The organism is Sorangium sp. So ce426, assembly GCF_051475585.1.
Classification (GTDB): domain Bacteria; phylum Myxococcota_A; class Polyangia; order Polyangiales; family Polyangiaceae; genus Sorangium; species Sorangium cellulosum_B.
On sequence record NZ_CP150341.1, the window covers coordinates 9,387,148 to 9,401,626 of the forward strand.

General features: G+C 69.7%; 9 protein-coding genes. 6 read left to right on the forward strand and 3 right to left on the reverse strand.

The window, feature by feature from the left end:
* The first annotated feature begins 39 nt into the window (after positions 1–39).
* Positions 40–4,974, forward strand: a complete 4,935-nt coding sequence (locus WMF44_RS35105; RefSeq protein ID WP_437294400.1) for an AAA family ATPase — start codon at positions 40–42, stop codon at positions 4,972–4,974.
* A 97-nt stretch (positions 4,975–5,071) separates the two neighbouring features.
* Here WMF44_RS35105 and WMF44_RS35110 read toward each other — a convergent pair whose 3' ends face one another.
* Entirely contained in the window at positions 5,072–6,799 is a 1,728-nt protein-coding gene (locus WMF44_RS35110) for a leucine-rich repeat domain-containing protein (RefSeq protein WP_437294401.1), read from the reverse strand.
* Between the two features lie 649 nt (positions 6,800–7,448).
* Between WMF44_RS35110 and WMF44_RS35115 the strand changes: the two genes are divergently transcribed.
* Positions 7,449–8,177, forward strand: coding sequence for an enoyl-CoA hydratase/isomerase family protein (locus WMF44_RS35115; protein ID WP_437294402.1), 729 nt, complete (start codon positions 7,449–7,451; stop codon positions 8,175–8,177).
* 91 nt (positions 8,178–8,268) lie between these two features.
* Here the strand turns inward: WMF44_RS35115 and WMF44_RS35120 are convergent, their stop codons facing one another.
* Positions 8,269–9,885 carry a hypothetical protein gene (locus WMF44_RS35120; RefSeq protein WP_437294403.1) on the reverse strand — a complete coding sequence of 539 codons (1,617 nt, stop codon included), beginning with the start codon at positions 9,883–9,885 and terminating at the stop codon, positions 8,269–8,271.
* Positions 9,886–10,229: 344 nt separating this feature from the next.
* Between WMF44_RS35120 and WMF44_RS35125 the strand changes: the two genes are divergently transcribed.
* From WMF44_RS35125 to WMF44_RS35135, 3 genes are all read left to right on the forward strand, one after another.
* Positions 10,230–10,427: a hypothetical protein gene (locus tag WMF44_RS35125; RefSeq protein ID WP_437294404.1), complete on the forward strand. Its 198-nt coding sequence runs from the start codon at positions 10,230–10,232 to the stop codon at positions 10,425–10,427.
* Between the two features lie 12 nt (positions 10,428–10,439).
* Positions 10,440–10,727 (forward strand): hypothetical protein, encoded by a 288-nt coding sequence (locus WMF44_RS35130; protein WP_437294405.1) that lies wholly within the window; start codon positions 10,440–10,442, stop codon positions 10,725–10,727.
* A 208-nt stretch (positions 10,728–10,935) separates the two neighbouring features.
* A complete protein-coding gene (locus tag WMF44_RS35135) occupies positions 10,936–11,121 on the forward strand; it encodes a hypothetical protein (protein ID WP_437294406.1) in 186 nt (61 codons plus the stop codon).
* A gap of 272 nt (positions 11,122–11,393) precedes the next feature.
* Here WMF44_RS35135 and WMF44_RS35140 read toward each other — a convergent pair whose 3' ends face one another.
* Positions 11,394–12,071, reverse strand: a complete 678-nt coding sequence (locus WMF44_RS35140; protein ID WP_437294407.1) for a DNA alkylation repair protein — start codon at positions 12,069–12,071, stop codon at positions 11,394–11,396.
* Positions 12,072–13,360: 1,289 nt separating this feature from the next.
* Between WMF44_RS35140 and WMF44_RS35145 the strand changes: the two genes are divergently transcribed.
* Entirely contained in the window at positions 13,361–14,431 is a 1,071-nt protein-coding gene (locus WMF44_RS35145; protein ID WP_437294408.1) for an SBBP repeat-containing protein, read from the forward strand.
* The last annotated feature ends 48 nt before the right edge of the window (positions 14,432–14,479 follow it).

Sequence of the window (14,479 nt, forward strand, 5' to 3'; positions counted from 1 at the left end):
GCACCTCCCGGCCAGCACGGCGCCTCTTCGAACCCGGTGATGCTCACTCTACCCAGCTACCACTCCGTCAGCCATTTCGATCCAGGGGGCGACTCGGCCCGATACCGCGCCATCCGCGCGAGCGACGGCGCCCCCGTGGTGCTCAAGGTCCTCGGCTCGGGCGGGTCGCGCGTCGTGGACCGCGCCCGCGTCAAGCACGAATACAAGCACATCGCGCAGATCGAGTCCGAGCGCGTCGTCAAGGTCTACGGCGTGGAGGAGCACGACGGCGAGCTCGTCCTCGTCCTCGAGGACACCGCCGGCGATGAGCTCGGCAGCTACCTCGCGGCGCGCGGCAGGCTCGATGTCGGTGCGTGCCTCGATCTCGCCATCTCCATGGCCGAGGCCGTTCGCGTGCTTCACGGGCACGGGATCGTGCACGGCGCCGTCAGGCCGAAGAGCTTCCTCGTCGCCGGCGGCGGACAGGCCCGCATCCTCAACTACGGAGTCGACGCCGCGATCACCCACGAGGGCGAGTCGCTCTACAGCGAAGCCGTCCTGTCCGACGTGCTCCCCTACCTCTCGCCCGAGCAGACCGGCCGCATGAACCGCGGCGTCGATCACCGCTCGGATCTGTACTCGCTCGGCGTTCTCTTCTACCGGATGCTCACCGGCGCCCTCCCGTTCGAGGCGAGCGACCCCCTCGAGCTCATCCACGCCCACATCGCCCTCGTCCCCGAGCACCCCGCGGCGCACCGCGCCGATGTGCCCGCCACGCTCGGCGATGTGGTCATGAAGCTGCTCTCCAAGAACGCGGAGGACCGCTATCAGTCGGCGAGCGGCCTCGTCGCCGATCTCCGCGAGTGCCATCGGCGCATCGAGCGGGGGCGCATCGAGCGGTTCGATCTCGGCCAGCGCGACGCCGCGTACGGGCTCCAGATCCACCAGAAGCTCTATGGCCGCGAGGAGGGCATCCGGCGCCTGACCGAGGCGTTCCACGCGGTCCTCTGCGGCGCGCGCAAGGTCGTCCTCGTCTCGGGCTACTCGGGGATCGGCAAGTCGTCGCTCGTGCAGGAGATCCTGAAGCCCCTGGCGCGCGAGAAGGGCTATTACATCAGCGGCAAATACGACCAGTACAACCGCGATAGACCGCTCGGCCCGGTGCTCCAGGCGTTCGACGCGCTGCTCCGGCAGATCCTCTCGGAGAGCGAGGAGCGCATCGCGCGCTGGCGGGCGGCGATGATCGAGGGGCTCGGGAGCAACGCGCAGGTCATCTGCGAGGTCCTCCCCGCGCTCGATCACCTCGTCGGCGCGCAGCCGCCCCTGCCCTCGCTGGGCCCGGTCGAGGCGCAGAACCGCCTGAACCTCACCTTCCAGCGCTTCGTCTCGGTCTTCACGTCGCAAAAGCGCCCCATCGTCCTCTTCCTCGACGATCTCCAGTGGATCGACGCCGCGAGCCTGAGCCTCGTCAACGCGCTGCTCGAGGCGGACGGCCTCGGGGCCTTCTTCTTCTGCGGCGCCTACCGCGACAACGAGGTGAGCTCCGCGCACCCGTTCATCCGCGCCGTGGAGGACCTCCGGAAGGGCGGCGTCGAGATCGAGCCCATCGTGCTCACCCCGCTCGAGCTCCCGCACGTCACCGCGCTCCTCGGCGACAGCCTCGGGCGCTCCGACGTCGGGCAGCTCGCGGCGCTCGTGCTGAAGAAGACCGGGGGAAACCCGTTCTTCATCAAGCGTTTCCTCAAGACGATCCACGACAGCGGCGCGATGTCGTTCGATCAGGCGGGCCGCTTCTCGTGGGACCTCGCGGCGATAGGCGCCCTCGAGTACACGGACAACGTGCTCGACCTCATGGCGAGCAACATCCGCCGCCTGCCCGCGCCCGCGCAGGACGCGCTGAAGCTCGCGGCGGCCATCGGCAACCGCTTCGATCTGGGCACGCTCGCGACCGTCAGCGCGTGCTCCGTCGACGCGTTCTACGCGCGCGTCGAGCCGGCGCTCAAGGAGGAGCTCATCACGAGCGACGGCGCGCTCCACCGCTTCGTCCACGACAAGATCCAGGAGGCCGCCTACTCGATGATCCCTGTCGAGGAGCGGCCTTCGCTCCATCACCGCATCGGGACGCTGCTGAAGGAGGCGCTCGGGCCCGACGCGCGAGGGCTCTTCGACGTCGTGAACCACCTGAACCGCGCGGGCGATCTGCTCAGCGACCCCGGCGCGCGCCTCGATCTCGCGCGGATGAACCTCCGCGCCGCCGAGCGGGCCGAGGAGAGCTCGGCCTTCGACGCCGCGCTCAAGTACCTGGCCGAGGGGATCGCGCGGCTCCCCGCCGATCCGTGGGAGTCCGAGTACGAGCTCACGTTCGCGCTCACCACCAAGATGGGCCTCCTTCAGGCGCTCTGCGGCCGGCCCGACGACGCCCTCGCCACGCTGGACGAGCCCCTCGCGCGCGGGAGGAGCCGCATCGACAGGACGCGGGCCCACGGGCTCAAGGTGAGGGTGCATATCCTCAAGGCCGACCTGCACGCCGCCCTCGAACAGGGGCTCGTGGCCCTGCGCGCCTTCGGGATCGATCTCCCGCCCTTCCCCTCCGACGAGGCGGTCGCCGGCGACCTCGACGCGACCCTCCGGTTCCTCGAGGGCCGCCCGATGGAGTCGCTCTGCGATCTGCCTCGGCTCGCCGACCCGGAGCTCGCGGTCCTCCACGGCGTGCTGGAGGAGATGATCTCGTCCTGCTACTTCCTCGCGAGCAACAACTTCGGGTTCTGCGTGATGAAGATCCTGCGGGACACCGTGCAATACGGCGTCTCGCAGAGCTCGGTCTTCGCGTATGTCCTCTTCGGCCAGATGCTCTGCGTCAGCGGCCGTATCGAGCTCGGCTACGCCTTCGGCGAGACCGCTGTCGAGCTGCACCGGCGTTACAACGACAAGCGGAACGATCCGATCCTCGCCTGCATGTGGGGCGCCTTCGTCATGCACTGGAGGGTGAGCTACGAGAAGGGACGAGAGCTCCTGTTCTCCGGCATCCATGCCGGCCTGGAGACAGGACAGTACGTCTGGACCTTCTACTGCATGACCAACGCGAACACGGCGACCCTCCTCCTCGGCCGCCCCCTCGCCGAGATCGAGGCCGAGTCGCGGTCGCTGCTGCCCATCAGGAAGTTCGACAGGTGGAATTTCATCACCTGGATGGTCTGCTGCGTCGGCCAGATCTGCGAGAACCTCATGAGCCCGGATCCTGGGCCGACGGAGCTGGCGGGCGAGTGGGTCCAGATCCAGGAGCTCGTCGACGGCGCGATCCAGGTCAACAACCAGGCCTCGCTGTTCTTCACCATCTTCTATCGCCTGCTCCTGCGCCTGTTCCAGGGCGACCACGCGGCGGCGGCGGCGCTTGCGTTCGAGGCGAACCCGCGCATCATGGGCATCGCGGGCTGGCAGGGGAACCCTGCGTTTCACTTCTACGGCGGCGTCGCCCTGATCCTGGCGGCCGACAGCGCAGATCCGGAGACGCGGGAGAGGTACCTCGACAAGGCCCATGCCTTCGGCGAGAAGGTCGCCTTCTGGGCGAGCCACGCTCCCGACAACCTGAGGCACCGCCACCTCCTGCTCTCGGCCGAGCTCGCGCGCGTGCGCGGCGACTCTCGCGTCGCCCTGGACCTCTACGACGAGGGGATCCGCGCGGCCGAGGAGGGCGGGTATCTGCACGACACCGCCCTCGGCAACGAGCTCTGCGCGCGCTGCACGCTGGAGCTCGGGCGGGCCACGCTCGCGCGCGCCTACATGATGGAGGCCCACGCCGCCTATGCGCGCTGGGGCGCCGCGAGCGCCATGGTCCGCCTCGAGCGCGCCTATCCCGAGCTCCTGCGCCGCGAGCTGCCCGTCGCGCCCGCCATGCCCGCCGCGCCCGCCATACCCGCCGCGCCCGCCATGCCTGCCGCGCCCGGCACGATTCCCCCGGTCGTCGCCCGGGACGACCTCGACGTGCGGAGCGTGCTCAAGGCCTCACAGGCGCTCTCCGGCGAGATCGTCCTGCCGCGGCTGCTCGAGGCGCTGATGCGCATCATGCTCGAGAACGCGGGCGCGCGCCGCGGCTTCCTGATCCTGAAGACCGACGGCGGCCTCACCATCGAGGCCGCCGGCGATGTCGCGGGCGAGCGCATCGAGCGGGTGGCCTCGGTCCCGCTGGGCTCCCGCTCCGATCTGGCCGCCAGCGTGATCCAGTATGTCGCGCGCACCGAGGAGAGCGTCGTCATCGACGATGCGCCGAGCGATCCGTCCTTCGCCCAGGACCCTTATGTCAGGGCCGCCAGGCCGCGATCGCTGCTCGCCTCGCCCATCTCGCACCAGGGGCGGGTCATCGGCATCGTCTACCTGGAGAACGCGCTTGCCAGCGCTGCGTTCACGCGCGATCGCGTCGAGCTCATCCGTCTTCTCTCCGCCCAGATCGCGGTCTCGCTGGAGAACGCCCGCCTCTTCGCCCAGCTCGAGGAGAAGGTGGAGGCGCGCACGGCCGAGCTCCGCGCGGCGCACGCCGAGCTCCGCGCGCTCTACGCGACGCGGGAGCGCGAGCAGGAGGAGCGGATGCTGGAGCAGCGCGCCCTCATCGAGCAGCAGCGCGAGGTCATCCACGCCCTCTCCGCCCCTATCCTCCAGGTCTGGGATGGCGTCCTGGCCGTGCCGCTCATCGGCGCCCTGGACGGCGAGCGCGCCAGCGAGCTGATGCAGAGCCTTCTCGACGCGGTCTCGCGCGGCGACGTGCGCTTCGCCCTCCTCGACATCACCGGCGTCGAGACCATCGACGAGGCGGTCGCCGACCACCTCGTCCGCATCATGCGCGCCGTCGAGCTCCTGGGCGTCCGGCCGATCGTCACCGGCATCCGCCCCGCGGTCGCGCGCACCATGACCTCTCTCGACGTCGATCTGCGCTCCCTCGGCACGCACGCCACCCTGCGCGACGCCCTCAAGCTCTGCATGCGGAGCCTCGCGCCCCGCTGAGCCCGCCGGCCCAGCGCCGCAGCGAAGCGCCGCTGCGCGCGCCCGAGCCCGGCGCGCGCTCGCGTCGTTCGCGCGCGGCGGCGGGCCCACCGCGGGCTCAGGGCGAGCAGGTCCCGGTGCCGTTGTCCTCCGCGCGCACGCTGTCGGGCACCCAGTCGAGGCGCTCCACGAACGCCTCGACCTCGCAGCTCGGCAAGCTCTCGTTGCCCATGATCTCGATCCAACCATTGACCGTTCGGGCGCCCAGGCCGCGGAGCGTCGCGAGCGAGCGGTTCCCCTCGACGATGAGGCTATCGAGATCAGCCAGGCCCTCGAGTCCGGTCAGCCCGAGCAGCGCGTCGTTGTCCTGGATGACGAGCTGGCTCACGCGGACCAGGCCACGCAGCGCGTCGATGTCCACGAGCGATTCGTTGCCTTCGAGCCTCACGACATCGGTCACGCCGTCGCCCTCGCTCAACGAGCCGAGCCCGTCGAGGCTGGTGAGCGCGGGGTTAGCGGCGATCTCGATCCCGTTTCGGACGTTGCGGAGGCCACTCAGGTGCCGGAGATCCGTGAGCCGGGGATTGTTCGCGATCGCGAGCAGAAAGAGGTCCGAGATCTGCTCCACGCCTGCAAGGCTCATGAGTCCGGCGTTATGGCCCAGGGAGAGCACCGACAGCTCGGTCACGCCGGCGAGGTCGGACAGGTCCGCCAGGGAGCCACAATCGGTGATGACCAGCTCTCGCAGGCGCGTCAGGCCGCCGAGATCGATCTCGGTGAGCTTGGGGTTGGAGGTGAAATAAATCGACTGCACTTCGCTCGAGTCCGAGCCGAGGTGCGCGAGAGCGTCGGCGATCACCAGCTCGGGATTCGATTCGATAACCGCATACTGGACACCACGGAGCGAGAACATGCCCGTGAGCGTGCCCATCGATGAATTGCCGGTGATGACGAGACCGTCGACGGTCTCGAGCCCCCCGAGCCCGACCAGGTGCCGGAGACGCTCGTTCCGCGCGATGGAGATGGATCCCGCGTGACGGAGCTGGTCGAGGCCGTACAGCGAGGTCAGCTGCGGGTTCTCCGCCAACACGAGGTTCTGGACGGTCGAGAGCCGCGAGACACTGTTCAGCTCGCGGAGCCCGTCGTTCCCGGAGATGTCGAGCACATCGAGCTCCTCGACGGCCTCGAGGCCGTCGAGGCTGATCAGCGCGTCGTTGTCGATCACGCTGATCTGCCCGTGGCGCAGGCTCACCAGCCCGCGCAGCGACCAAAGCCCGTCGTTGCCCTCGATCCAGAGCTCCCCCTCCTCGAAATTCTCGACGCCTGGCAAGAACTGGAGCGCATCGTTGTCGACCAGGCGGAGCGTCCCCCGGCGGAGGCCCTGCAGCCCGTCCAGCGACACGAGGTTGTCATTGCCCTCGATCAAGAGCACCCCTTCCTCGAACCTTTCGAAGCCTGACAACGCATCGAGTTGATTGTTGTCGATCACGTGCACTTCATGTGCGTTCAGCCCGACGCCGGCGACGCTCTCGAGGATCGGGTTCTCACGGATCTCGATGAGCCCCTTGACCTGTTGGAGGTTCGGAAGCTTGCCGAGGCGGAGCAGCGACGCGTTCCGCGCCACCTCCAGCTGCGCCCCGACGACGGAGAGGGAGTCGAGGCCGTCGAGGCTCGACAACAGCCAGGTGTCGCTGATCACGAGGTGGCCCGAGATGCGCGTCAGACACGCGAGCGGGGACAGATCGGAGACCTCGCCGCCGATGTTGAGCCTGCCATTGAGCACGGTGACGCCGCGCAGCTTCTCGAGAGCCTCCTGGCGATTGACATTCCAGGTGCCGCTCTCCACGCGGGTCGGGTCGCACCCCGGCTCGGCGCCCCCCGCGCCACCGGCACCCGCGCCGCCGGCGCCCGCGCCCCCCGCACCCGCACCCCCGACCCCCGCGCCCCCGACGCCCGGCCCAGCGCCCGAGGATGGACCGCCTGAACTGGCACTCGCGCCGCTCGCTGGGTCGCCCGAGCTCGATGACGTGGCGCCGGCACCGCCAGCCCCTGCCGTCGATCCGACCTCGCCTTCCTCCGGCTGCGGTCCCTCGATGTCGAGCGCATCCCGGGCCCCACAGGCCGACGCGAGCGCAATCGTCGCAAACACGCCCACCCACCACGGGTTCCGCATGCCGCGAGGTTGGGCTCACCGCGATCCCGCGTCAAGAACGACCGGGCGCTGGAACTGTGCCGTTACAGCACGGAAATTTTGCAGGAGATGCGGAGCGCGTCGTGCCCGTCTCGCTCGTCTGGGACCTCTGACAGGTCCGCTCAGGGTGGCTGTGGCGTGAGAGCTGTTCGTTCGGCGCATGGATCATCTGTTGATAGAGCGCCGCGTTTGCAGGAGGGGTCGCTTGCGATCTCGCACACGCAGCCTGATCACCGCGGGGCGCGGCCCGGAAACCAGGGCGCGCGAGCTTGCGCCGCGCTCGTCTCTGCGCGATCGTCTCGCCATGCAATTCGTCGAGGTGCTCACCAGAGACGGCATCGCCGAGGTCACGTTGAGCCGACCGAAGGTCAACGCCATGAACCAGGCGGTGCTCCGCCAGCTGGCCGACGTCTTCCAGCGGCTCGCGGAGGACGACGCCGCGCGCGGCGTGCTCGTCCGCGGCGCAGGCAACTGCCTGTCTGCGGGTCTCGATCTCCGCGAGGTCGCGTCGCTCGATCGAGAGGGGCTCGGAAGCTTCCTCGACGACTTCGACGCCGCCTTCGGCGCCGCTTTCCGTTTTCCGAAGCCGCTTGCCGCCGCCGTTCACGGCCATGCGATCGCGGGCGGCCTCCTGCTCGCGATGTGCGCTGACTTCCTCGCCCTGGGCGCCGGCGACTACAAGGTCGGTCTCCCCGAGCTCGCCGTGGGCATCGCCTTCCCGCGCGTCGCCTTCGAGATCGCCCGGACCGCCTCTCCCGCCCGCGCGCTCCGGAGGCTCGTCTTCGGCGCGGAGCTCCATTCCCCCGCGAGCCTCTTCGACATGGGCGTCGGCGACGCGCTCTCTGCCGAGCCGCTCGAGGACGCGCGCCGCTTCCTCGCCACGGCGTGCGGCCGCCCCGCCGCGGCGTTCCGCCTCGCCAAGGCGAGCCTCCGCAGGGACGCGTGGGAGCGGGTCGCGGCGCAGCCGCCCGCGGAGCGGGAGGCCCTGATGGACGCGCTCCTCTCCTCGAAGCAGGCCTTTCTGCCGGCATGAACGCGCAGCGCTCGGCGCACGAGGGCCGTCGCTCGCGCTCCTGAGCGCGCCAGTCGCCGAGCGCCCCGCCGCCTCGCAGTCTGTGGTGGAATCACTTCGTGGCTCGACGGTCCAGCGCTCTCCTTGGAAGCCAATCGGCGACGGATGACCCCGCCGCCCAGGGCGCGAGCGCGAGCTGAACATCGATGTTGTCGACCTCGCTGAGCGCGTCGCACCGTCCCGGGTGGAGACCGAGGCGCTCGCACGCGGAGAGGAGCGCGACGTGAACCGCCCAGGTAATCTGCGGCGGCTCGGCGAGCAAGGGGAGGAGCGCCACGACCTCGGCATGCGCGCCGAGCTTCGCGAGCGCGTCGACGGCGCCGCACCGGACCGGCTCGCGCGCGTCGCCGCGCGCCAGCGCGAGGAGCCGGGGGATGGCTTCCTCCTTGAGCGCATGGGTCGCGTACGTGTTCAGGGTCTCGAGCGCATGCGTGCCAGTCGTCCCGAGCTCGCCGAGGTGCTCCCACGCGGGCCCCGCGAGGGCCCGGTTCGCAGGGAGCTGGCCGAGCCAGTACATCGCGCTCTTCCTGACGTAAAAGGCAGGATCGCGGGTGAGCCCGAGCAGGGCCTCCTGCTCGTCCCACGCGGCGAGGAGCGACCCGGATTGCTCGCGGATCCAGGGATCCGGATGCCCCGCCAGGAACGCCGCCGCTGCGCCGCGATCCGCCGCGACTCCCGCTGCTCGGAAGCGGTCCGCGAACCGATGCTTCCTCTCCGCCCAGCAGCCGTCGAGATCGGCATAGAGCGCAAGGAGCTCGGTCATCTCGAGATCTGCCCCCGACCCGCGATCGCCGCCAGGCGAGGAGATCCGGCCGCGCGCGGCGGGATCGTCCGCCTCCGACGCGTCTTCGTCTCCCAGAACGCCAAGGAGATGCCGGACCGGATCCATCCACGCGAGGAGATACCGTCGCTCGGCCGGCTCGGCGCGCTCGAGCGCCCACCGGAACCTCCCCTCGCGGATCTCGAAAGCGCAGGCGGCCGCTGCGGCGCGCACCCGCTCGTCAGGGTGCCCGCGGAGCGCGGCGACCGCATCGAGGCAGCGCCGGCTCGGGTAATAGTGGAGCGTCTCCAGCGCAGCGACGGCGACGTCGACCGCGGGATCCGCAGCGGCGCGCAGGAGCGGCGCCTCCGCCGCGACGGGCTCGTCCCATAGCAGCGCGTCGGCGGCGACCTTGCGGATACCCGCGTCGGGGTGCCCGAGCGCGGCGATCTTCAGCGCCTGGAAGCGCGGCTCCGAGAAGCCGAGCGCGATGGCCTCTATCGCTTCCTTGTGAAGCGGGTGCGCGAAATCCCGCGCGACCGGCTCGACGAGGTCCGCCTCGGCGCGCTCCATGAAGAGCAGCGCGTGACGGCGAAGCACGATGTCGCCCTCCGCCCATGCGGCCCTGAGCCAGGCGCCGCTCGGCGGATTCCCGGCGCTCCTCAGGATCGCGCCCGCGGCCTCGCGCGCCGCCTCGGGCAGCTCACGCGCCTCCACGATGCGCATGAGCCGCGCCGCCGCGCGGGGGTCCTCGACGCGCGCCAGGGTCGTCGCGATCTCGTCCCGCTCGGCCTCGGGGAGCTCGGGCAGCACCAGCCAGCCGAGGAGCCGCTCGGTCCACGACCGGTCCTCGGCGCGCTGGATCTCGTCGTGGGGAATGGCCTGGAAGCTCTCGCGGCGATCGTTCACGGTGAGGCCCGCGATCCTATCAGCCGGCGAGGCGCTCACCGAGCGGCGGGAACGTGCGCCGGTATCGAGCGGGAAGAGACGGGTCGAGCGGCGGATCGGCTCGGCCAGGAGAGGCCCGCCGTCGTTGCCGGAGGTCGAGGGCTGGTTGCGCTGCGCCCCAGCAGCGTTTACCGGCGGGCGCGCCGGTCAGCCGTGAACGCGGCCGGCACCTGCTCGACGGGAACGGCCGGAGGCCGCATCAGGGGAGCGGCCCCCACAGCGTGCCGCAAACCCCACCCGTGGAGTTGATGCGGTCCACGTATCCATACCCCGTGATTGGGGTGTCGGGACACTGGTATCGATTCGTGCCTATCGTGGTCGGGCTCAGGGGCGACGGCGAGCCGGTACCCCAATCCCCCCCGGGCGTGCTGCACCGGACCTCCGGCGTGCAGTATAGCCCGGCACTCGTCGTGATGCACCGGACCGCCGTCGCGACCTTGTTGCTCGGGCAATCGGTCGTCCAGCCGTGGTTCGACGTGGACGATGGACCGGGCGTACAGTAGATCCGGAAACTGGTGCGAGCCGAATTGCTCTCCCAGCGGGTCGCGAAGCTGCCGTTCGCGCACGCGGGCTCGACGAAGGGGGTGCATCCATGGATTCCGCAGCTCCCCGACGACCACCCCGTCCAGCCCGACACCGTCGAGGCCAACGTCGCGTCACCGGTCTCCTCGGTGCCGTCCGACTCATCTCCGTCCGACGCGTCCATCGCGCAGCTCGCAGTGGCGAGGGCGACGCACGCGAGGAAAGCTGTTGCTAATGACCGTGTTCGCATAGTCTACATCCTCTTGCTGTTGTGGGTGTGATGCCTGCCAGCGGCCCGTCCGCTTCGATGGATGCGGCTTGTCCGCGTCGAGGGAGAAGGGAGGGTGAACCGATCGGGGAATGTCGACTCGCCTGTAACGGCACGCCGCGACGCGCGCCGGTTGATACCAAGTCGGATGGCGCCATGCACCGCTGCAGCGGCGCGAGCGCTCGCTCGGCCCCTCACGTGTAGAAGTTGAATTCCCTTGTATGGATGTCGAGCTGTCGTGCCTGGACATCGAGCTGGCCGCCCATTCGCGTGCCTCGTCCGATCCTTCCGGCAGCGAGCCCGGCCGCGAACGCCAGCGCGAGCGTCGCACCAGTCACGATGAGCACGCGATCAGCTCGTCACAGACGGCGCTTCAAGTCACCTATCCCGTGACTGCATCTCGTTGATCGGAGTCTAGTGTGCTGCATCGCAATGCGCAAGATCTGTCCGCGCCAATTCGGTGCACCCGATGCCGGCGCGCGATGGTCTGACAGACCATCATGAAATCATCCAGCACGGGAGTGCGCGCTTGACCTTACCCCCGGCGCAGTCTGCTCCTGTTGCAATTGGATTGTTCTGCTGTCCCCCGTCGCGTCGCGCCTCGCCTCGCGGCGGGCCGAGCGCAGGCGCGCGAGCATGCCGATTTCACGCCATCGGGAGCGGGGCGCGCCGCCCCCCTTCATTTGCCCCGCGTCTTCGCCGCCTTCTGCCGCCGCACCATCTCCGCAATCCAGAGCGGCGCGAACGGCGGCGTGCAGCCCGGCGACGCCGGGTAGTCCTTGAGCACCTCGAGCCGCTCGCCGATGGCCACCGCGCGGGCGCGCGACCCGGGGTTGTGGATGCCGATCTCGGCGAGGCAGTGGTTCATCGACCACTGCTTCGGGCCTGGCGCCGCCTTCATCTCCGCCTCGATCTGGTCGAGCAGCGCGGAGAGATCGAGCCCGGCTGGGCTCTTCACGACGCGGTCCGTCGTCAGGCTCCAGCCGGCGCGCCCGACCAGCTCGCTCGCGGAGTCCTTCCAGCGGACACGCAGCTCCTCGACGTGCCGCGACGCCTTGACGACGTTGACGATGAACCAGTCGAGGAGCTTGGGATAGTCGATCTCCCGGACCATCGCGTCCAGCTCGTCCACCGAGAAGGTCTTTGGCTTGAACACGAGCGTCGCCAGGAGGCGGGCGTCGGGGTCCCCGGTGCGCCAGAGCTCGCCGGCCAGGGCGTGGTCCGTCTTCAGCTGCTTCGCGAGCGCGCGGAGCTGGGTGAGGTTCACGCCGTGGGCGTCTCCGGCGCGGGCGTTGACCTCGCGCATCTTCTCGTTGCTCAGCGCGGCGAGCTCCCGCAGGACGTCGGTGAGGTTCATGGTCTGGAGCTAACCGTATCCGCGCGCGCCGTCCAGCGGCACGGCGCCGCCTCGGGTGGCGACGCGGATTGGTTGTTGAACCAGCGCCGTTGTTCCAGGAGGGCCGGCGTGCCCCCGCGCGGACGACCAGAGCGTGTCTCGTAGCTCTTTCGGGTGCTCGCGGTGGGCGTGAAGGGCGCCGCGCCCCACCGCGAAGCGTGGGGCGGCTCAGGGCGCCGCGGGCGGCACGGCGAACGCCGCCGGCTGAGCGTCGGAGGTCGTGGCATGCCGCTGAAAGGAAAGTCCTTCCCGTCGCAGGTGTACTCGAGGGGGGAGGGTTTCCCCGAGAGCCCGAGCGCTGCGCTCAGCGTGAAGGCGTCAGGCGGCGGCAGCCGCCTCCCACCCTCGCATTGGATCGCGGAAGGCAGGGGCGCTCGCCCCATGACACCCGCAGATCGCCGCGAGCAGCAGTGCCACAACCTGTCAATCACACTGAAAGCGCGATCCTGCTCGAAGAACTCGCCGACTTCCTCAGCAGAGTGGCGTACGATACTTCAGCGCTCGCGCTGCGCGGGGGCAGTGGGGTCAGTATGCATTCAATGCGCAATCGCCAGCGGCCAGCGTACCGCCAGGTCAGCGGCTTGCTCCTCGGCGGAATCGTCCTTTCCGGCTGCGGAAGCATCGTCCACGACGAGGACACCCACCCTTCTTCCGGAGGCACAGGCCACTCGGAAGGCACCGGAGCGACAGGCGGCGGAACATCGAGCGGAGGAACGGGCGGGAGCGACGGCCTCGGGAACGACGCAGGGAACACGACCGCCGCCGCGGGTAGCTCGGTCGGCAGCGGAGGGGCGCCGGGCGGAGCAACCGGCGAAGGCGGAGGGGCGTCGGGCGGAGCAACCGGCGAAGGCGGCGTGGGGCCGGGCGGAGCCACGGGTGAAGGCGGAACGCCCGGCGACGGAGGAGCAGGTGGCGCGCCGGACGACAGACCCAAGATCTGTCCTGATGGTTCGTTCGATCATGACGGGGACCCCAGCAACAGCTGCAAGGCGTGGTCGCGATGCCCCCCGGGTCAGTACATCGCGAAGGAAGGCACCGACACCAGCGACCGCCAGTGCGTGATCTGCGGCGATGGTACCTTTTCGACGATGCAAAACGTGCGCGCGTGCACGCCCTTCACGGATTGCGCGCCGGCTTCGAGCTCATGGCCACAGGGCGGTGTGGCGACCCCCGGAACAGCAACCGCCGATGCCGTATGCGCCGACCCTTATTACAGATTCGGTTCGGAGGGCTGGTACGTGGCCTTTGCCATGGCGGTCGACGGCGGCGGCAACGTTTACGTCGCGGGAAACGCCTACGGCGCGCTCGCGGACGGCGGTGAGTCGGACGCCTTCGTCCGCAAGCTCGATGCGCATGGATCCGTTGTGTGGACTCAGCATTTTGGGACATCGAGCGACGACCACGCCAAGGGCGTGGCGGTCGACGGCAGCGGCAACGTCTACGTGGCTGGAACCACGGGGGGCGGGCTCGAAGGTGCCAGCGGAGGCCTCGGCGACGCGTTCGTGCGGAAGCTCGACTCGAGCGGCGCGACGCTGTGGACGCGGCAACTTGCCACGTGGCGTTCGGAGTCGGCAAACGCCTTGGCGGTCGATGGCCAAGGAAATGCCTATGTTGCCGGAACCAGCTACGGCGGCGACCAGAGCACGGGTGAGGCGTTCGTGACCAAGATCGACACGAACGGCGCGCCAGCGTGGACTCAGCTGTTTGGTGGGCCAGACGAGGACGAAGCCATGGCCGTGGCGGTCGACGGCAGCGGCAACGCCTACGTCGGCGGATACACCTCCGGTGGCGTCGTCGCAGACTCGGACCGAGGACAGCGGGACGCCTTCGTCCGCAAGCTCGACTCGAGCGGAGCGACGTCATGGACTCGGCAGTTCGGCTCGACGGAGAACGACTTCGTCTTCGCCGCGCGCGTGGACGGCAGCGGGAACCTCTATGTTGCGGGCAGCACCGCCGGCGAGGTCGGCGGCCCGAGCGAGGGCTCCCCGGAGGCCTTCGTGCGCAAGTTCGACGCAGACGGCGCGACGTCATGGACTCACCACGCCGGCAATGCGTCCTACGACTACGGCTTTGCCCTGGCCATCGACGGCAAGAACGACGTCTACCTCGTGGGATCCACGAGCAGCGGCGAAGAGGACGTCTACGTGCGCAAGCTCGACGCGAGCGGCGCAGCGCAATGGACCAAGGAGATCGGGACGCCGCGCAGCGACACGGCGCTCGCCGCGGCCGCAGACGCCGACGGCGATCTGTACGTCGCCGGGTACACCGGCGTGTTCTTTACCACGTCGGACCCATTCGTCCTGCACGTGCCCGCCGAATGACCCTGGGCCGTCCGCCCGACGGGCCGCCGGGACTACGCTGAGCGTCTC

Bases quoted from the DNA above. Each gene is read 5' to 3' on its own strand.
- WMF44_RS35145 (WP_437294408.1), top strand. From the start codon at position 13,361: ATGGCGGTCGACGGCGGCGGCAACGTTTACGTCGCGGGAAACGCCTAC.
- WMF44_RS35135 (WP_437294406.1), top strand. From the start codon at position 10,936: ATGGATGTCGAGCTGTCGTGCCTGGACATCGAGCTGGCCGCCCATTCG.
- WMF44_RS35140 (WP_437294407.1), bottom strand. From the start codon at position 12,071: ATGAACCTCACCGACGTCCTGCGGGAGCTCGCCGCGCTGAGCAACGAG.
- WMF44_RS35105 (WP_437294400.1), top strand. From the start codon at position 40: ATGCTCACTCTACCCAGCTACCACTCCGTCAGCCATTTCGATCCAGGG.
- WMF44_RS35115 (WP_437294402.1), top strand. From the start codon at position 7,449: ATGCAATTCGTCGAGGTGCTCACCAGAGACGGCATCGCCGAGGTCACG.